Source organism: Xanthomonas vasicola pv. musacearum NCPPB 4379 (assembly GCF_000277895.2).
GTDB classification, from domain to species: Bacteria; Pseudomonadota; Gammaproteobacteria; order Xanthomonadales; family Xanthomonadaceae; genus Xanthomonas; species Xanthomonas vasicola.
Genome location: NZ_CP034655.1, coordinates 1,189,138 through 1,206,906 on the forward strand (window position 1 = coordinate 1,189,138; position 17,769 = coordinate 1,206,906).

The 17,769-nt window shown below is 62.0% G+C and carries 13 protein-coding genes, 8 tRNA genes and 1 other RNA gene; 17 read left to right on the forward strand and 5 right to left on the reverse strand.

All coding sequences use genetic code 11. The features are described 5' to 3' along the window. Window positions 1-130: 130 nt before the first annotated feature. Window positions 131-439 (forward strand): glutaredoxin 3, encoded by a 309-nt coding sequence (gene grxC / locus KWO_RS05530; RefSeq protein WP_010378375.1) that lies wholly within the window; start codon window positions 131-133, stop codon window positions 437-439. Beyond that, complete coding sequence (locus KWO_RS05535; RefSeq protein WP_010368536.1) at window positions 436-831, forward strand: carboxymuconolactone decarboxylase family protein; 396 nt, start codon at window positions 436-438, stop codon at window positions 829-831. The genes grxC and KWO_RS05535 overlap by 4 nt, the downstream gene beginning before the upstream one ends. 112 nt (window positions 832-943) lie before the next feature. Here KWO_RS05535 and KWO_RS05540 read toward each other — a convergent pair. Then, window positions 944-1,016: non-coding RNA, sX9 sRNA (locus KWO_RS05540), on the reverse strand. Window positions 1,017-1,202: 186 nt separating this feature from the next. Here KWO_RS05540 and KWO_RS05545 point away from each other — a divergent pair. After that, the gene (locus KWO_RS05545) at window positions 1,203-2,210 is read left to right on the forward strand and encodes an isocitrate dehydrogenase (RefSeq protein WP_010368534.1); all 1,008 of its coding nucleotides are present in this window, start codon (window positions 1,203-1,205) and stop codon (window positions 2,208-2,210) included. A gap of 132 nt (window positions 2,211-2,342) precedes the next feature. Here KWO_RS05545 and KWO_RS05550 read toward each other — a convergent pair whose 3' ends face one another. Continuing rightward, window positions 2,343-3,104, reverse strand: a complete 762-nt coding sequence (locus KWO_RS05550; RefSeq protein ID WP_010368532.1) for a Bax inhibitor-1/YccA family protein — start codon at window positions 3,102-3,104, stop codon at window positions 2,343-2,345. A gap of 150 nt (window positions 3,105-3,254) precedes the next feature. Here KWO_RS05550 and KWO_RS05555 point away from each other — a divergent pair. The 4 genes from KWO_RS05555 (at window position 3,255) to KWO_RS05570 (ending at window position 3,728) form a co-directional block, all read left to right on the forward strand. Continuing rightward, window positions 3,255-3,331: transfer RNA gene (locus KWO_RS05555), tRNA-Pro, on the forward strand. 42 nt (window positions 3,332-3,373) lie between these two features. Then, window positions 3,374-3,450, forward strand: a tRNA-Arg gene (locus KWO_RS05560). Between the two features lie 32 nt (window positions 3,451-3,482). Further along, window positions 3,483-3,559: transfer RNA gene (locus KWO_RS05565), tRNA-His, on the forward strand. Between the two features lie 93 nt (window positions 3,560-3,652). Then, a tRNA-Lys gene (locus tag KWO_RS05570) sits at window positions 3,653-3,728 on the forward strand. 455 nt (window positions 3,729-4,183) lie between these two features. Here the strand turns inward: KWO_RS05570 and KWO_RS05580 are convergent. Next, window positions 4,184-5,452 (reverse strand): PAS domain-containing sensor histidine kinase, encoded by a 1,269-nt coding sequence (locus KWO_RS05580; protein ID WP_010378369.1) that lies wholly within the window; start codon window positions 5,450-5,452, stop codon window positions 4,184-4,186. Between the two features lie 259 nt (window positions 5,453-5,711). On the opposite strand from KWO_RS05580, the gene KWO_RS05585 reads away from it, so the two are divergent. The 10 genes from KWO_RS05585 (at window position 5,712) to KWO_RS05630 (ending at window position 15,105) form a co-directional block, all read left to right on the forward strand. Then, window positions 5,712-5,796 (forward strand) — tRNA-Leu (locus KWO_RS05585). Between the two features lie 201 nt (window positions 5,797-5,997). Next, window positions 5,998-7,290, forward strand: a complete 1,293-nt coding sequence (gene tig, locus KWO_RS05590; RefSeq protein ID WP_010378367.1) for a trigger factor — start codon at window positions 5,998-6,000, stop codon at window positions 7,288-7,290. Window positions 7,291-7,382: 92 nt separating this feature from the next. Further along, window positions 7,383-8,009 (forward strand): ATP-dependent Clp endopeptidase proteolytic subunit ClpP, encoded by a 627-nt coding sequence (gene clpP / locus KWO_RS05595; protein ID WP_002806026.1) that lies wholly within the window; start codon window positions 7,383-7,385, stop codon window positions 8,007-8,009. A 125-nt stretch (window positions 8,010-8,134) separates the two neighbouring features. After that, on the forward strand, window positions 8,135-9,421 hold the full coding sequence (clpX, locus tag KWO_RS05600) for an ATP-dependent Clp protease ATP-binding subunit ClpX (RefSeq protein ID WP_003483788.1): 1,287 nt from the start codon (window positions 8,135-8,137) through the stop codon (window positions 9,419-9,421). Between the two features lie 143 nt (window positions 9,422-9,564). Further along, the gene (gene lon, locus KWO_RS05605) at window positions 9,565-12,036 is read left to right on the forward strand and encodes an endopeptidase La (RefSeq protein WP_010378365.1); all 2,472 of its coding nucleotides are present in this window, start codon (window positions 9,565-9,567) and stop codon (window positions 12,034-12,036) included. 213 nt (window positions 12,037-12,249) lie between these two features. Next, on the forward strand, window positions 12,250-12,522 hold the full coding sequence (locus KWO_RS05610) for an HU family DNA-binding protein (protein WP_002806049.1): 273 nt from the start codon (window positions 12,250-12,252) through the stop codon (window positions 12,520-12,522). Window positions 12,523-12,533: 11 nt separating this feature from the next. Beyond that, window positions 12,534-12,608: transfer RNA gene (locus KWO_RS05615), tRNA-Val, on the forward strand. Between the two features lie 28 nt (window positions 12,609-12,636). After that, window positions 12,637-12,713: transfer RNA gene (locus tag KWO_RS05620), tRNA-Asp, on the forward strand. A gap of 93 nt (window positions 12,714-12,806) precedes the next feature. Next, window positions 12,807-12,883: transfer RNA gene (locus KWO_RS05625), tRNA-Asp, on the forward strand. Between the two features lie 251 nt (window positions 12,884-13,134). Beyond that, entirely contained in the window at window positions 13,135-15,105 is a 1,971-nt protein-coding gene (locus KWO_RS05630) for a peptidyl-prolyl cis-trans isomerase (RefSeq protein WP_010378362.1), read from the forward strand. Window positions 15,106-15,828: 723 nt separating this feature from the next. Here KWO_RS05630 and KWO_RS05640 read toward each other — a convergent pair. Both KWO_RS05640 and gloB read right to left on the reverse strand, forming a co-directional pair. Next, complete coding sequence (locus tag KWO_RS05640) at window positions 15,829-17,004, reverse strand: transglycosylase SLT domain-containing protein (RefSeq protein ID WP_017112895.1); 1,176 nt, start codon at window positions 17,002-17,004, stop codon at window positions 15,829-15,831. Then, a complete protein-coding gene (gene gloB, locus KWO_RS05645; protein ID WP_010368508.1) occupies window positions 17,001-17,768 on the reverse strand; it encodes a hydroxyacylglutathione hydrolase in 768 nt (255 codons plus the stop codon). The genes KWO_RS05640 and gloB overlap by 4 nt, the downstream gene beginning before the upstream one ends. Between the last annotated feature and the right edge of the window lies 1 nt (window position 17,769).

A 17,769-nucleotide genomic window follows, 5' to 3' on the forward strand; every position in this document is an offset into this window, starting at 1 on the left:
CGCGGAGCATGCGGGCAGCACGGCGCGATGGCGTGAATCATCGGTTAACCCACAGTGTTGCGGTGACGACATGGAAATTCCAGTCGCCCGGTACCATGTGTCAGACCTCATGCCAACCACAGAGCTTCCCGTGAGCCAAGACCATACCGATCAGGACGCGGCCTCCGGCCCGCAGATCACCCTGTATTCCTCCGCCATCTGCCCGTATTGCGTGGCGGCCAAGAACTTCCTCAAGAGCAAGGGCAAGAGCTGGACCGAGGTGCGGATCGACCTGGACCCGGCCGAGCGCGACAAGATGGTTGCCCTGGCCAAGCGCACCAGCGTGCCGCAGATCTTTGTCGGCGACGTCCACGTGGGCGGCTACGACGATATGATGGCCATGCACCGCGCCGGCAAGCTCGAGCCACTGCTGGCCGGCAGCGCGGGCGGTCAGGCATGAGTGGTTCCGACGACGGCAGCACCGACCGCCTGCGCGAATTCACCGAATTCCGTCAGCGCATGAATCAGCGCATCCTGGCCGAGCCGAACCAGGTGGTGCGGCGCTTCTTCGCGCTGGACACCCAGACCTACCAAGCCGGCGCCCTGGACGTGAAGACCAAGGAGCTGCTTGGCCTGGTCGCCTCGATGGTGCTGCGCTGCGACGACTGCATCAGCTACCACGTGGCCCAGTGCAAGGAAGCCGGCGTGAACCGCGAAGAGTTTTTCGAAACCTTCTCGGTCGGTCTGGTGGTGGGCGGCTCCATCGTTATTCCGCATCTGCGCCGCGCGGTGGACTTTCTCGACCAGCTCGAAGGCGGCGCGCAGGCGCCGGCCCAGCACGCGCACGACTGAGTGTGTCGCTGAGGTGCGGGAGTGGGGATTTGGGATTCGTAACAGCCGGCAAGACGCGCGCGCCGCTCATCGAGGCGGCGCGTTGCGTTTGGGCGCCTGCCGTTCTGAGAGCTGTTACCACAACGGAGCGAACAGTCATCAGGTACGCGCGGATGGCGCAGAAGCGCAGTGCCCGAGTGGTACATGCCGATTCCTAGCATCGGCCACGCCCGCCTGGTGACTGCGCAGTCGTTTCGGTAGTCACCCTTAGACCAAGGTCGTTTGGGTGCCTTCACCGGCATCGGGCATAATTGCCGGTGAAACCTCAATTGCGCCGATCTGCCGGGTTCGACGGCTGGCGCTCCCCCCTTCAAGTTCGGAAACCCAACGTTATGACGCAGACAATCACGGTCATCCGCGGCGACGGTATTGGCCCGGAGATCATGGATGCCACGCTGTTCGTGCTCGACGCGCTGCAAGCTGGCCTGACCTACGAGTACGCCGACGCCGGCCTGGTCGCGCTGGAAAAGCACGGCGATCTGCTGCCCGAGTCCACCCTGGCCTCGATCACCAAGAACAAAGTGGCGCTGAAAAGCCCGCTGACCACGCCGGTGGGCGAAGGCTTCAGCTCGATCAACGTCGCCATGCGTCGAAAGTTCGACCTGTACGCCAACGTGCGTCCGGCCAAGTCGTTCCCGAACACCAAGTCGCGCTTCGCCGATGGCGTGGACCTGATCACGGTCCGCGAGAACACCGAAGGCGCGTACCTGAGCGAAGGCCAGACCGTGTCCGAGGACGGCGAGACCGCGTTCTCCGGCACCCGGATCACCCGCAAGGGCTCCGAGCGCATCGTGCGCTACGCCTTCGATCTGGCGCGCGCCACCGGCCGTAAGAAGGTAACTGCGGTGCACAAGGCCAACATCATCAAGTCGACCTCGGGCCTGTTCCTGAAGGTGGCCCGCGATGTAGCAGCGCAGTACCCGGAAATCGAATTCCAGGAAATGATCGTCGACAACACCTGCATGCAGTTGGTGATGCGTCCAGAGCAGTTCGACATCATCGTGACCACCAACCTGTTCGGCGACATCATCTCCGACCTGTGCGCCGGTCTGGTCGGCGGCCTGGGCCTGGCGCCGGGTGCCAACATTGGTCTGGACGCGGCGATCTTCGAAGCCGTGCACGGCTCGGCGCCGGATATTGCAGGGCAGGGCAAGGCCAACCCGTGCGCGCTGCTGCTGGGCGCCGCGCAGATGCTGGACCACATCGGCCAGCCGCAGAACGCCGAGCGTCTGCGCGAAGCCATCGTCGCCACGCTGGAGGCCAAGGATTCCTTGACTCCCGACCTGGGCGGCACCGGCAACACCATGGGCTTCGCCAAGGCCATCGCCAGCCGCCTCTGAGCGCACTGGTTGATCGCACAAAAAGAAAGGGCGCCTAGGCGCCCTTATCTTTTTGCTGGGAATTGTCTGAAGCCACACTTGGTCATCGATCGTGGAGAACGCTCTTACGATTCCCAATCCCGGTTCCCTGCCTTAATTGCGCGACTGCAGCTTCGACAGCAGACGCAGGAACTCGATGTACAGCCACACCAGCGTCACCATCAGGCCGAACGCGCCGTACCACTCCATGTGCTTGGGCGCACCCTGCTCGACGCCGCTCTCGATGAAGTCGAAGTCCAGCACCAGGTTCAATGCGGCCACCACCACCACGAACAGGCTGAAACCAATCCCGATCAGGCCCGAGTCGTGGATGAAAGGAATGTGCACGCCGAAGAAGCCCAGCACGATGGTCGCCAGATACACCAGCGCAATGCCGCCAGTGGCCGCGACCACACCCAGCTTGAAGTTTTCGGTAGCCTTGATCATGCCGCTGCGATACGCAAACAGCAGCGCGAACATTGTGCCGAAGGTCAGCAGCACCGCCTGAAACACGATGCCGTTGAAACGCGCTTCGTACACCGCCGAGATCGAGCCGAGGAAGAAGCCTTCGATCAGCGCGTAAAGCGGCGCCGTGATCGGTGCCCAGGTCGGCTTGAAGCTGGTGGCCAGTGCAAACACCAGGCCGCCGATCGCGCCGGCGATCATGTAGATGCGCGCGGCAGGCAAAGGCATGCCGTCGGCACCGATCGATTGCGACCAAGCGAAGACCGCGGTGATCACCGCCATCAGCAACAGCGCGCCGGTTTTGTTGACCGTGCCGTTGAGGGTCATCGTCTGACCGTCGCGGGTGACCACCGAGCCGGAGCCCGAGTCAAGGAATGTTGATTCCCGAAGGGCAGGGTTACCGCTACGCATGCGTATTCTCCATGAGAGGTGTGCTCACTGTACTGGCGAGCCTTGTCGCGAGGATAGCTGATCGTTCAATTTACACAGGGTGATTGACAGCGAGGCCAATCGTTCCCAAAATAGCCGACCTTTCGAGCCTTCGGGATTGAAAGGTCCCGCCGGGGTATAGCGCAGTCTGGTAGCGCGCCTGCTTTGGGAGCAGGATGTCGGGGGTTCGAATCCCTCTACCCCGACCATTCCGAGCTCCTGACGGCGTGGGAATGCGAAGTTCGGTCCGGGCGCCCGTAGCTCAACCGGATAGAGCACCGGCCTTCTAAGCCGGCGGTTACAGGTTCGAGTCCTGTCGGGCGCGCCATCGGCGGTACGGTAAGAAGTAAGTTTTCAGTGGTGGCTGTAGCTCAGCTGGTTAGAGTACTGGATTGTGATTCCAGATGTCGGGGGTTCGAGTCCCCTCAGCCACCCCACTGATGACAAGCAATTGCGGGAATGTTTGACCCGATGTGTCACCGGGTATTGCAACGAAGCAAAAATGCACATAGAATGTGCGATCAGTTTCAGGGCCGTTAGCTCAGTTGGTAGAGCAGTTGACTCTTAATCAATAGGTCCAAGGTTCGAATCCTTGACGGCCCACCAAATAAAAGCACTTAGGCAAATGCCTAGGTGCTTTTCTTTTTTCCGAGATGGAAAGCAGAAAACGCGCGTTGCGCTTGCGGTAGACGAGACAAGCCCAGCGATAGATGTGTGCTGCGATGGTGTTGCAACGTGGCGCTATCGCCTGCAGCGCAGATGCCGGGCCTTGGCATCGCATGGTTGGCTGTCTCAAGCATTTTTCGGGCAAGTCTCCACACGGGGATGCCTCTTCGACGCGCAATTCCGTCGCCAGTGGCACAGATCAACCTCTGGTCAGATCGTCAGACAGATCAATTTCTGGTCAGATCGTCAGTGATTCCAGAAATATTGCTGTGCGCCACTACGGCGCGCGTCATTGCGTGTGCGGTGGCCGTCGCGCTGCGTGCGCTACGCAATCTGCAAGCAGTGCGGAGCAATCATGTCACGAGTAGCTCGCGCAAGGCCATCAGCGCAAGCATCTAGCCTCGCTGCACGCTCGGAAATGCCAGGACAAAGCGCGCGCCCTTGCCGGGCGCCGAGGTAACGTCCACAAAGCCGCCTGCCTGACGTACCGCGCTATAGACCTGCGCCAATCCCAAGCCAGCGCCCTTGTCGGCGTGCTTGGTGGTGAAGTAAGCCTCGAACAAACGCGCCTGTACCGCGCTGTCCATGCCGTGCCCGGTGTCGGCGACGGCGATGGTCATGTAATGGCCGGCCGGTTTTGCCAGCTGCGCGTCTTCTTCGCTGACGCAGGTTTCGCCGGTTTCCACGGTGATGCTGTCGCCGCTGGTACAGGCGTCACGCGCATTGATCACCAGATTCAAAATGGCGCGCTCCACGGTGTGGCGGTCGACCATGGCGCAACATCCGCCGTCGGCGGTGCGCAGCTGCAACCGCAGCTCTGCGCTGACTACCTGTTCCAGTAGCGGGCTGAGCTGTTGTGCCAGTTCGGCTAAATCCACCGCTTCGGGGCTGTAGGGGTATTGGCGCGAAAAACCCACCAAGCGCTGCGCCATCACCGAGCCGTGTTGAAGCGCCGCGTCGGCCACGCTGAGCAGCTTGGCGTCGTGTGCATCGATCTGCGCGCGCTGCAACACCAGATTGATCGCCGATGTCGCCGCCTGCAGCACGTTGTTCAAATCGTGGACCACGCCGGCCAGCAGTTGTCCCACCGCTTCTCCTTTCTGCGCCTGCTCGGAGATCTTCTCGGCGGCGTTCTGCGCGGCGCGCGCAATGTCCAGGTCGTCTTCGATGCGCTCACGCAGGTCGCGCAAGCTGTGCAGTTCGGTCGACAGCGAGGTTTCTCGCGCACGCGCCAGCATCAGGGCGCTGGTGGAAAATGCGCGCTCTGCTGCCAGGGTGCTGTCGAGGGTGTGAAAGGCTGTTTCCAGTGCGCGGCGGTCGGAGACATTCTTGCTCACCGCCAGGATCGCCTCGACCTTGCCTTGCGCGTCGAACAACGGGCTGGTCACGACCTGCCAGGTCTGGCGCACGCCGGCCAGGTTCACGCAGCTGGCTTCGAATTCCTGGATCGCGCCTTTCGCCGACTCGGCCATGGCCGCATCCACCATGCTGGCGGCTTCGCTCGGCCAAAGCTCGCGCCATGGCCGAGCGATCAGTTGGTCCGCAGACGTGGCGCCGAGTCCGACCAGCCCGTGGACGTTGACCGACGTGATCCGCCCGTCCAGATCGATCTCTTTGATGCAATCGCGCGACAGTGCCACGATCTGCCAATATCGATCTCTCATCGCGACTGTTTGCCTTTGGCGTGAAATTAACGGGATTTTCGCAAATCTGCTGGTGCGAAGGGGGTTCAGAACGTACGAGCTTGGTCTGGATTCAGGCGGGGAGTTAACGGTTCACGCCCTGTGGCAGAACGCGGAGCCTCAAATCTGCGTGTGACCCAGCCCCGCCGTGCCTTCCGCTGCCGCATAGCGCTCAACAGCCCCTCGCAGCGCTTCTTCTTTGCGTGCATCCCTGCAACAATACCCGGGCATCTGCGGCATTGCGAAAGTGGCGGAATTGGTAGACGCACCAGATTTAGGTTCTGACGCCGTAAGGCGTGGGGGTTCGAGTCCCCCCTTTCGCACCAATGCCGCGCGGCCGTGTGGTTTCCGGCCGCTGCACCTCCTGCAAACCAGTGAGGCCTATCCGGGACGCCGCTACGCGCATGCCGCTGGCAGCGGCCGCCGTTATCAGCGAAACTACAAGGCTGGGCGGCATTCTCGCCATCCGTCAACCCGCATCTTCCATCTCGTGCCGACGCTGTGCGCTGTCGGTGGCAGGAGTCAACATGCAAGCATCGATCGAATCCACCGGCAATCTGGAACGCCGCCTGACCTTCACCCTGCCGCAGGAGCGCCTGGAGACGCACGTCGGTGGCCGCCTGCGCGAGCTTGCGCGGACCACGCGCATCAAGGGCTTCCGTCCCGGCAAGGTGCCGACCAAGGTGATCGAGCAGCGCTTCGGTCAGCAGGTGCGCGCCGAAGCGATGGAAGGCCTGCTGCGTGAGACCTTCGATTCGGCCGTGCGCGAGCACTCGCTGCGTCTGGCCGGCAACCCGCGCATCGATCAGGGCGAAACCGATTTCGACTTCGTCGCCACCTTCGAAGTGGTGCCGGATTTCGGCGACATCGATGTGACCAAGCTGTCGGTGGTGCGTGCGACCGCCGAAGTGACCGATGCCGACATAGACCAGATGATCGAAAACCTGCGCCTGCAGCGCCGCACCTGGAATCCGGTCGAGCGCGGTGCGCAGGTCGGTGATCTGGTGGCGCTGGAGACCTGGTCGCAGGCCGGCGACGAGCGTCTGCCTGCCGAAGGTGTGGAAACCGGCAGCAGCGTGCTGGGCTCGGGCGTAATGTTCGACCAGATCGAAAAGGGCCTGGAAGGCCTGACCAAGGGCGAAGAAAAGACCCTGACCGTCGATTTCCCGGCCGAGTGGCGCGTGCCGCAGCTGGCCGGCAAGACCGTGCAGGTGCACGTCAAGGCGGTTGAAGTGTCCGAGCCGGTGTTGCCGGTGGTGGACAAGGAGTTCATCAAGAGCTTTGGCGTGAAGAGTGGCGACTCCGAGCAGTTCCGCGCCGATATCCGCACCAATCTGGAGCGCGAGCTCAAGGGTGCCCTGATGAATCGTCTGCGCCGCGAAGTGGGTGAGCAGCTGATTGCCGCTTATGCGCACGTTGAAATGCCGCCGCGGCTGGTCGAGAACGAAGCCCGTTCGATGCTGGCCCAGCAGGTCGAGCAGGTCCGCCGCAGCGGTCGCGATCCGGGGCAGGTGCCGGCCGATGCGCACACGGGATTCATGGACGCCGCCGCCAAGCGCGTGCTGGTCGGTCTGTTGGTGGGTGAAGTGGCACGTCGCAACGAATTGCGCCTGGAATCCAGGCGCGTCAGCGAAACGCTGCGTCTGATCGCCTCGACCTACGAAGAGCCGGAACAGGTCATTGAGATGTACCGCAACGACCCCCAACTGATGAATGGACTGCAGAGCCGTGTGATGGAAGAGCAGGTGATCGACTGGATCGCCGAGCGCGCCCAGCATACCGAGCAGCCGCTGTCGTTCCAGGACGCCATCCGCGTCTGATCCGGCAATAAGAGAAGAGCCGCGCCTGCGGTCAGGGGCGCGGATGTTGAACACGGGTAGCGGCACAGGCCGCTGCCACAACAGGAAGACTGATGAGCATTGTGACCAAAGCCCTGAACCTGGTGCCCATGGTGGTCGAGCAGACCAGCCGTGGCGAGCGTGCGTACGACATTTACTCGCGTCTGCTGAAGGAGCGTCTGATCTTCCTGGTCGGTCCGATCGACGACCATATGGCCAACGTGATCGTGGCCCAGTTGCTGTTCCTGGAAGCCGATAACCCGGAAAAGGACATCAGCATCTACATCAACTCGCCCGGCGGCGTGGTCACGGCCGGCATGGCGATCTACGACACCATGCAGTACATCAAGCCGGACGTGAGCACCATCTGTGTCGGCCAGGCCGCCTCAATGGGCGCGCTGCTGCTGGCCTCCGGCGCGGCAGGTAAGCGTTACGCGCTGCCTAATTCGCGCGTGATGATCCATCAGCCGCTGGGCGGCTTCCAGGGCCAGGCGACCGATATCGACATCCACGCCCGCGAGATCCTGACCCTGCGTTCGCGCCTGAACGAGATCCTGGCCAAACACACCGGTCAGTCGCTGGAGACCATTGCGCGCGACACCGAGCGCGACAACTTCAAGAGCGCGGTCGATGCCCAGGCGTATGGCTTGGTGGATCAGGTGCTTGAGCGTCGTCCGGAAGAGTCAATCCAGCCGTCTTGATTGCCAGAGCATTGAAATTGCAGGAAAAACCGGCAGGGTCGGGCGGGGCGAATGTCCTCCCGACCCTGTGCTATTCTCGAAATCGAACCCCCGTACATCGGGTGGGGTAACTGGGTAACAGAAGCATGAGCGAAGACCGCCAAGGTCGTTCCGGCGACAGCAACAAGATTCTCTACTGCTCGTTCTGCGGTAAGAGTCAGCATGAAGTCCGTAAGCTGATTGCCGGTCCCAGCGTATTCATCTGCGATGAGTGCGTTGAGTTGTGCAACGACATCATCCGCGAGGAACTCGAAGAGAAGGCGCAGTCGGCACGTTCCAGCCTGCCCAAGCCGCGCGAGATTCTTGAGGTGTTGGATCAATACGTGATTGGGCAGTTGCGCGCCAAGCGCACGCTCGCGGTGGCGGTGTACAACCACTACAAGCGTATCGAGAGCCGCAGCAAGAACGATGACGTCGAGCTGGCGAAATCCAACATTCTGCTGGTCGGTCCGACCGGTTCGGGCAAAACGCTGCTGGCCGAAACGCTGGCGCGCCTGCTCAATGTGCCGTTCACGATCGCCGATGCCACCACGCTGACCGAAGCCGGTTATGTCGGCGAGGACGTGGAAAACATCATCCAGAAGCTGCTGCAGAAGTGCGATTACGACGTCGAAAAAGCGCAGCAGGGCATCGTCTATATCGATGAAATCGACAAGATCTCGCGCAAGAGCGAGAACCCGTCGATTACCCGCGATGTGTCCGGCGAAGGCGTGCAGCAGGCACTGCTCAAGCTGATCGAAGGCACGGTTGCTTCGGTGCCGCCGCAAGGTGGCCGCAAGCACCCGCAGCAGGAATTTCTGCAGGTCGACACCAAGAACATCCTGTTCATCTGCGGTGGTGCGTTCGCCGGGTTGGACAAGGTGATTCAGCAGCGTTCCAACGATGCCGGCGGTATTGGCTTCGGTGCCAAGGTCAAGAGCAGCGAGCGTAAGCAGGAAGTGGGCAAGATCCTGGCCGAAGTCGAGCCGGAAGATCTGATCAAGTTCGGCCTGATTCCCGAGTTCGTTGGCCGCCTGCCGGTAGTCGCCACGCTTGAGGAACTGGACGAGCCGGCGCTGATCAAGATCCTGACCGAGCCCAAGAACGCCATCACCAAGCAGTTTAAGAAGCTGTTCGATATGGAAGGTGTGGAGCTGGAGTTCCGTCCCGACGCCCTGTCTGCGATCGCCAAGAAGGCGCTCAAGCGCAAGACCGGCGCGCGCGGCCTGCGCACCATCGTCGAATCGGTGCTGCTGGATACGATGTACGAGCTGCCGTCGCAGGAAAACGTCAGCAAGGTGGTGGTGGACGAGTCGGTGATCGAGCACAAATCCGAGCCGTATTTGATCTACCAGGCGCAACCCGCCCCGGCCAAGGCTGCGTCCGGCGACTGAGCCTTGTCGCCGCTTCGCCAGGCCCTGGCCTCGCTCGCGGCTAAAGGCTTTCCGAGCGCTACTTGCAACACCTCGCCGATGGCCCCATAACGGAGCCATCGGCTTTTTGTTGCCGCAAAACCCTCATTCCTGCGGAGCGCCCCATGGCCCAGTCCCAACCAGAAATTCTCGATCTGCCAGTGTTGCCGCTGCGCGACGTGGTGGTGTTTCCGCACATGGTGATTCCGCTGTTCGTCGGCCGTGACAAGTCGATGCGCGCGCTGGAAAAAGCCATGGAGGCGGACAAGCGCATCCTGCTGGTGGCGCAAAAGTCGGCCGAAACCGACGACCCGGCTGCCGGCGACCTGTACACCGTCGGCACCCTGGCGCAGGTGCTGCAACTGCTCAAGCTCCCCGACGGCACCATCAAGGTGCTGGTCGAAGGCCTGTCGCGCGTCACCGTCGACAAGGTTGTCGAGCAGGATGGCGCCTTGCAGGGGCAGGGCACGGAGGTGGAAGCCAGCGATGCGCGCGAGCCGCGCGAAGTGGAAGCCATCGCGCGCTCGCTGATGTCGCTGTTCGAACAGTACGTCAAGACCAACCGCAAGCTGCCGCCGGAATTGCTGCAGACCCTGGCTGGCATCGACGAGCCGGGCCGCCTAGCCGACACCATCGCGGCGCATATCGGCGTGCGTCTGGCCGACAAGCAGCGCTTGCTGGAAATCACCGACATCGGTGAGCGGCTGGAATTGCTGGTCGGGCTGGTCGACGGCGAAATCGACGTGCAGCAGTTGGAAAAGCGCATCCGCGGCCGCGTGAAGTCGCAGATGGAAAAGAGCCAGCGCGAGTACTATCTCAACGAGCAGATGAAGGCGATCCAGAAAGAGCTGGGCGACCTGGACGATGCACCCGGTGAGCTGGAAGAACTCGCACGCAAGATCGCCGAGGCGGGCATGCCCAAACCGGTCGAAACCAAGGCCAAAGCCGAGCTCAACAAACTCAAGCAGATGTCGCCGATGTCCGCCGAAGCGGCGGTGGTGCGCAACTATCTGGATTGGCTGCTGGGCGTGCCGTGGAAAAAGCGCACCAAGGTGCGCAAGGACCTCAAGGTTGCCGAAGACACGCTGGACGCCGATCACTACGGTCTGGACAAGGTCAAGGAGCGCATCCTTGAGTACTTGGCCGTGCAGTCGCGCGTAAAGCAGATGAAGGGGCCGATCCTGTGCCTGGTCGGGCCGCCTGGCGTGGGCAAGACCTCGCTCGGGCAGTCGATCGCCAAGGCGACTAACCGTAAGTTCGTGCGCATGAGTCTGGGCGGCATCCGAGACGAGGCGGAAATTCGTGGCCATCGCCGCACGTATGTCGGTTCGATGCCGGGCCGGCTGGTGCAGAACCTCAATAAGGTGGGCAGCAAGAACCCACTGTTCCTGCTGGACGAAATCGACAAGATGTCGATGGACTTCCGTGGCGACCCGTCGTCGGCATTGCTGGAAGTGCTCGATCCGGAGCAGAACACCTCCTTCAACGACCACTATCTGGAGGTTGATCTGGATCTGTCGGAGGTGATGTTCGTTGCCACCTCCAACTCGCTCAGTATCCCCGGCCCACTGCTGGACCGCATGGAAGTCATCCGCATCCCCGGCTATACCGAGGATGAAAAGCTCAACATCGCGATGCGCTACCTGGTGCCCAAGCAGATCAAGGCCAACGGCTTGAAGCCGGAAGAGATCGAGATCGGCAGCGACGCCATCCAGGACATCGTGCGCTACTACACGCGCGAATCGGGTGTGCGTAATCTCGAACGCGAAGTCGCCAAGATCTGCCGCAAGGTCGTCAAGGAAATTGCGCTGGCAGGTCCGCAGCCGGCAGCCAAGAAAGCGGTGGCCAAGAAGGGCAAGCCGAAGGCGCTGGTCACCGTCAACGCGAAGAATCTCGACAAGTATCTGGGCGTGCGTCGCTTCGACTTCGGCCGTGCCGAAGAGGAAAACGAGATCGGCCTGGTCACCGGCCTGGCATGGACCGAGGTCGGCGGCGAGCTGCTGCAGGTCGAGTCCACGCTGGTGCCGGGCAAGGGCAACCTGATCCTCACCGGTCAGCTCGGCAACGTCATGAAGGAATCGGCATCGGCAGCGTTGTCGGTGGTGCGTTCGCGCGCCGAGCGGCTCGGGATCGATGTGGACTTCCTGCAGAAGCAGGACGTGCACGTGCATGTCCCCGACGGCGCCACGCCGAAGGACGGCCCAAGCGCAGGCATCGCGATGGTGACCTCGCTGGTGTCGGTGTTGGCCAAAGTGCCGATCCGCGCCGATGTGGCGATGACCGGCGAGATCACCTTGCGTGGTCGCGTATCGGCAATTGGCGGCTTGAAGGAAAAGTTGCTGGCGGCCCTGCGCGGTGGCATCCGCACCGTGTTGATCCCCGACGAGAACCGCAAGGATCTTGCCGACATCCCGGCCAACGTCACCCGCGATCTGAAGATCGTGCCGGTGAAATGGATCGACGAGGTGCTCGACCTGGCACTGGAGCGTCCGCTGACGCCGAAAAAGGCCGGCAAGGAAAAAACACGCAAGACAGCCTCGCGGGTCGCCGTGCGTGGTAAGTCGCGTAGCACGCCCGGCACCCGCGTCAAGCACTAACGGGGGCTGTCTAGACTGCCGCAAAACAAGCCAAAACCCGCGTCGTTATTGGGTTTTGGCTTGCGTGCATTTGGGGGCGCTGGTATAAATGCACGACTCGTGGGCGCGGCAAATGTGATGCGTCACGCGATACCACTTGTGTCGGGTTCTTCGCTAACGGCAAGAGCGCCGATTGTCGATTCCGCGGCGTCTGCCGCAAAGGGAGTTTCAAGAATGAATAAAACCGAATTGATCGATGGCGTTGCCGCTGCCGCTGACATCTCCAAGGCTGAAGCTGGCCGTGCTGTTGACGCGGTTGTGAGCGAAATCACCAAGGCACTGAAGAAGGGCGACGCCGTCACCCTCGTTGGCTTCGGTACCTTCCAGGTCCGCGAGCGCGCTGAGCGCACCGGCCGCAATCCGAAGACCGGCGACAGCATCAAGATCGCGGCTTCGAAGAATCCTGCATTCAAGGCTGGTAAAGCCCTGAAGGATGCGGTAAACTAATCGACTCGCTAGGGTGCTTAGCTCAGCGGTAGAGCGTCTCCCTTACACGGAGAGGGTCGGGGGTTCGAAACCCTCAGCACCCACCATTAAGCACCAGGCAAACGTTTCAAGCGCGGAGCGGTAGTTCAGCTGGTTAGAATGCTGGCCTGTCACGCCGGAGGTCGCGGGTTCGAGTCCCGTCCGCTCCGCCAGTTATACCGAAGCCCCTGAGCAATTGGGGGCTTCGTTTTCTCCACGACATTCGCGTTGCGAGTTGGGTAGAGAACGATGTCCAAGTTTAAAGCGGAGCGGTAGTTCAGCTGGTTAGAATGCTGGCCTGTCACGCCGGAGGTCGCGGGTTCGAGTCCCGTCCGCTCCGCCAGTTATACGAAAGCCCTCGGCCTTGTGCCGGGGGCTTTTTTTTGAGTTTGAGTCAGCGGTCGGATTGAGTCGTGCGTCGACAGCTCGGTTTCGGGTCATGCATTCGGCGATTTCGGTGTCCGGCGTTGGTTGCCGAAGTGAAACCCTGACGTCGATTGAGGCCCCACGACACTGTGCTAACGGGCATTGGGCTGGGTGCTTGGCGTCAAGCGCGTTACACTGCGCGGCTCGCCCACAGGCCGTGATTTGCCAATGCTGCAGAAACTTCGCGACAAGACGTCAGGCTGGATCGCTACCGCCATCCTGGGGTTGCTGATGGTTCCGTTCCTGTTCGTCATCGACAACAGCTACCTCGGCGGCATCGGCGCCAATAACGTGGCCAAGGTGCAGGCGCCGCCCAATTGGTGGAAATCGGCACCGTCGTGGTGGCCGGTTTCGCTGCTGTGGCAGCACCACGAAATCAGCACGCAGGATTTCCGCGCGCGTTTCGAGCAGGCGCGCATGCAGGAACGTCAGCGTCAAGGCGAGAACTTCGATCCGCGCACATTCGAATCCCGCGAAAACAAGCTGCAGGTACTTGACCAACTGGTCGACGAACAGGTGGTGCGACTGGGCGCGGAAGATGCGGGAATCGTCATAGGCGACGCAACCGTGCGCGATTACATCGCCAACATTCAGGCGTTCCAGGTCGATGGCAAGTTCAGCCCTGACCAGTACCGCGCCGCGCTTGCGCAAGGCACGCCGCCGCGCACGCCTGCACAGTTCGACGCTTTGGTGCGTGACAGCCTGCAGCAGTCGGTGATCCCGCAGGCCGTGGCGGAATCGGGCTTTGCCACCAAGGCCGAGTTCGAGCGTCTGCTCAAGCTGATGGGTGAAACGCGCGACGTGGAGCTGGCAATGCTGCCGCCGTCGGCCGTAGATACCGCGCCGGTGAGCGATGCGCAGATCAAACAGTGGTACGAGGGGCATACGCAGGACTTCCGTCAGCCGGAAACCGTCACCATCGAATACGTGGAGCTCAACGCCGCAAAGATGCCGCCGGCCACCGCCGCCGACGAAGCAACGCTGCGCAAGCGCTATGAAGAAGAGAAGGCGCGCTTCGTCGAGCCGGATCAGCGCCTTGCATCGCACATCCTGATCAGTGCCGGCAGCGATGCAGCTGCGCAGAAGGCTGCCGAAGCAAAGGCCGCCAAACTCGCCGCCGAGGCCAAGCAGCCGGGCGCCGACTTCGCTGCACTGGCGAAAGCCAATTCGCAGGATCCGGGCTCCAAGAACGCCGGCGGCGACCTGGGTTGGGTCGAGAAGGGCGCGATGGTCAAGCCGTTCGAGGACGCGCTGTTCTCGATGAAGGCTGGTGACGTGGTGGGTCCGATCAAGAGCGAATTCGGCTATCACGTGATCCAGTTGCGTGAGGTCAAGGGTGGACAGGGCAAGTCGTTTGAGCAGGTGCGTGACCAGCTGGCGGCCGAGCAGCTGAAGGCCGATGCGGACAAGGCATTTGCGGATATCAGCGGCAAGTTGGTGGATCAAGTCTACAAGAATCCCACCGCGCTGGAGCCGGCGGCCAAGCAGGTCGGCCTGCCGGTGCAGACGCTGGGGCCGTTCTCGCGCACTGATGCCAGCGGTGTTGCGGCCAATCCGGCTGTGTTGCGCGCGGCGTTCTCCGAAACGCTGGTGCAGGACGGCACGGTGAGCGACCCAATCAATATCGCGCCGAACCATAGCGTGGTGTTGCGTGTGACCAATCACACCGCCGAACAGGCGTTGCCGTTGGACAAGGTGCGCGACAAGGTGACGGCGGCGATCCGCGCAGACCGTTCCGAGAAGGCCGCCGCGGCTGCTGCCGATGCTTTGCTGGCACGCGTGCAGAAGGGTGAGACGCTGCAGGCGCTGGCGGCCAGCGAGAAGCTGCAGGTGCAGCCGATCCCGGGGCTGCCGCGGACGGCACCGATCCCGACTCCGGCCGCGAACCGCGCGATTTTCAGCGCGCCGCGACCGACCGAAGGCAAGCCGTCGGTTGGCAAGGTGCAATTGGATGGCGGGCGCTTTGCCGTCTTCGTCATCAGCAAGGCCACCCCGGGCGATCTGAAGCAAATGCCGGCCGAACAGCAGGCGATGCTGCGTGAGCAGCTGAGCCAGATCGACGGCAACAACGCTGCGCAAGCGTACGTCAAGGAAATGCGCAAGCGCTACAAGATCCAGATCGAAGAAGCGCAGCTGTAAGGCGTCGATTGGTGAAAGAAAAGCCTGGGTAACCGGGCTTTTCTTTGGGTTCGTGGTGAGAGAAGTTAGGTCGGCGGATGCGCGAGGGATATCGATCTGACGCGTGCGTGTCGATTTGTCGCTGGCGTTCGCGTGCTTGTCTGGCTGACGCTAGCTGCGATTTATACCCACCAAGCACCAAGCACCAAGCAACAAGCAACAAGCAACAAGCAACAAGCAACAAGCAACAAGCAACAATGGACGAGTTGTCAGCTGGGTCTGCTAACTCTCCGGCAGTGGCTAGCTTCGCCCCTCGACTCTGCAACCACGTGCGAGGATGGTAGAACTGAAAACGCGGGGTTTCGTGCGGTGCTCTGCAACAGCTGTATCAGCTGGGTGCGATGCGGGCTGATTCAGCAGTGAGCGTCCTCAACGTTATGGCTCGTGCTGTCTAGAAAAATGCAGACTTTGATTGTTGCCGAAGCTTCGCTTGCAAGTGCAGTGACCAAGTCGATTCTTTGGAGTGACGCGCGCTAGGCGTTAGACAAGGGCTAACTGCGTTGCTTTCGAATCCAGTGGCTCTCGGAATCTGTCACCCGGCACAGAAGTGGCCTTACAAGAAAGCAAGTGCGCTGCGCAGAGTTCACGATCGACGCGATCACGCTGCCGGTCGCCTGCTTGCACCGCACTGCAGCGTGCTAATGCGCGCTGAAACTTAGGGCATACAACTTAGGCGCATTCGAATTAAGGCGAATCGTCGAACGAAAGCACCATGCCAGGCTTCAGAATGGCGCTCTTGTCCAGGCCGTTGCTAGTGAGCAACGTCGTCACGGTGACGCCATAGCGGCGTGCGATGGCCCAGGCCGATTCGCCATTGCGCACGGTGTGGGTGCGCGTTGGCAAGGTCGACGCTTTGCCGGCTGCCGAGGCAACGACGGTCGGCGCGGAGTCATTACCGACGTCACGTCCCACATCGACGGATGCAGCCACGGCGCTGCTAGAACCGGGTTGCGCCGGTGCAATCGGAGCCAGGACATGCACACCGTGCGGCGCTGCGCGTGCGCCGGCAAGGGCGGGATTCAGGCGGGCGAGCAGTTGCGGCTCGATTGCGCGCTGCCCAGCCCAGGTATTGAGGCTGGTGCCCGCCGGCAGCGCATGTTCGGTGAGGACGGGCACCGGACGATCCAGCGAGGTCAACAGGTTGCCCTGCTGCTGCGCGTGATCGAGCACGCAGGCGAGCGCGTGCAGTTTTTCCACGTAGTCGTAGGTGACCTTGGACATGCCTGGTAATTCGGACGGGCGTGCGTTCTGCGCGTTCATCCCGGCGCTGCGCATTGCCTGCAGTACCCGGTACTCGCCGGCGTTGTAGGCCATCAGCGCCAGGCGCCAGTCGCCGCCAAACATGCCGTAGAGGGTTTTGAGGTAGCGCACCGCCGCAGTGGTGGAATCCACCGCCGACAGGCGTCCGTCGTACTGCGCGCCAACCGACACTTGGTGGTTGCGCGCGGTGGTGGTGACGAATTGCCATAAGCCAGCAGGGCCGTTGCCGTTGCGGGCGCCGGGGCGGTAGCCGCTTTCGACGAACGGAATCAGCGCAAATTCGGTGGGCATGTCGGCTTTGCGCAGCTCATCGACCACGTAACCGAACAGTGGCAAGACATCCTGCGCATCGTCGACCAGGCGCGCGGGGGCGCGTGAAAAATGCTGTTCCCACCGGGTATCGCTATGTGCGCTGTCGCAGCCTGGGTCGGCACGGCCCTCAAGGAACGACGAGAAAATCTCCCGCCCGTTGCGTATGCCGGGTGCGCTGGTCTGCGCGGCGGCGCTGCTTGCGGTTGTGGAGCTTGCGTCGTTGGGCGAAGCGGCTGCCGGTGCAATAGCCGAACAGGCGGCCAGCACTGCTAAAACCAGGCGCCTCATGCGCGAAATTCGTCTTTCCAGCGCCGAAGTTCGGCGAAAATATCAACTTCGGAGGAAAGTGCGCCGGCTGCGCGCGGTGCCACTGCGGCGCGAATCTCGGGACGGTTGGTGCGCAAGAACGGATTGGTGGCCAGTTCACTCTTGAGCGAAATCGGCAGGGTAGGACGGGCTGCATGACGCATGGCCTGGGCTTCCTGTTGACGGCGCTGCAAGGCAGCGTTGGTGGGATCGACGTGCAGCGCGAACGCCGCGTTGGCCAAGGTGTATTCGTGGCCACAACACACAAGCGTTTCGCCGGGCAGAGAGGCAAGGCGCTGCAACGAGTCAAACATCTGAGGAGCGGTACCTTCGAACATCCGCCCACAGCCTAGGCTGAACAGGGTGTCACCGCTGAACAGATGACTGTCTGTCACGAAGGCGATGTGGTTGCGCGTGTGGCCGGGCACTTCGAGGACCTGAAAATCGACATCAAGCAGGCTCAAACGTTCGCCATGACCCACTTCCTGCGCAGTTTCCGGGATGCGTTCGTCGGCCGAGCCGAATAGCTCCAGGTCAGGCCAACGCTGCTGGAGCTCGGCCACGCCCCCGATGTGGTCGCCATGGTGGTGGGTCAGCAGGACGGCGCTGGGAATGAGGCCTTCGCGCTCTGCGGCGGCTATCACCGGCGCTGCCTGCCCAGGGTCGACGATGATGGCGCGGCCATCTGCAGCGACCAGCGCCCAAATGTAGTTGTCGTCGAATGCGGGCAGGGCGATCAGTCGCATA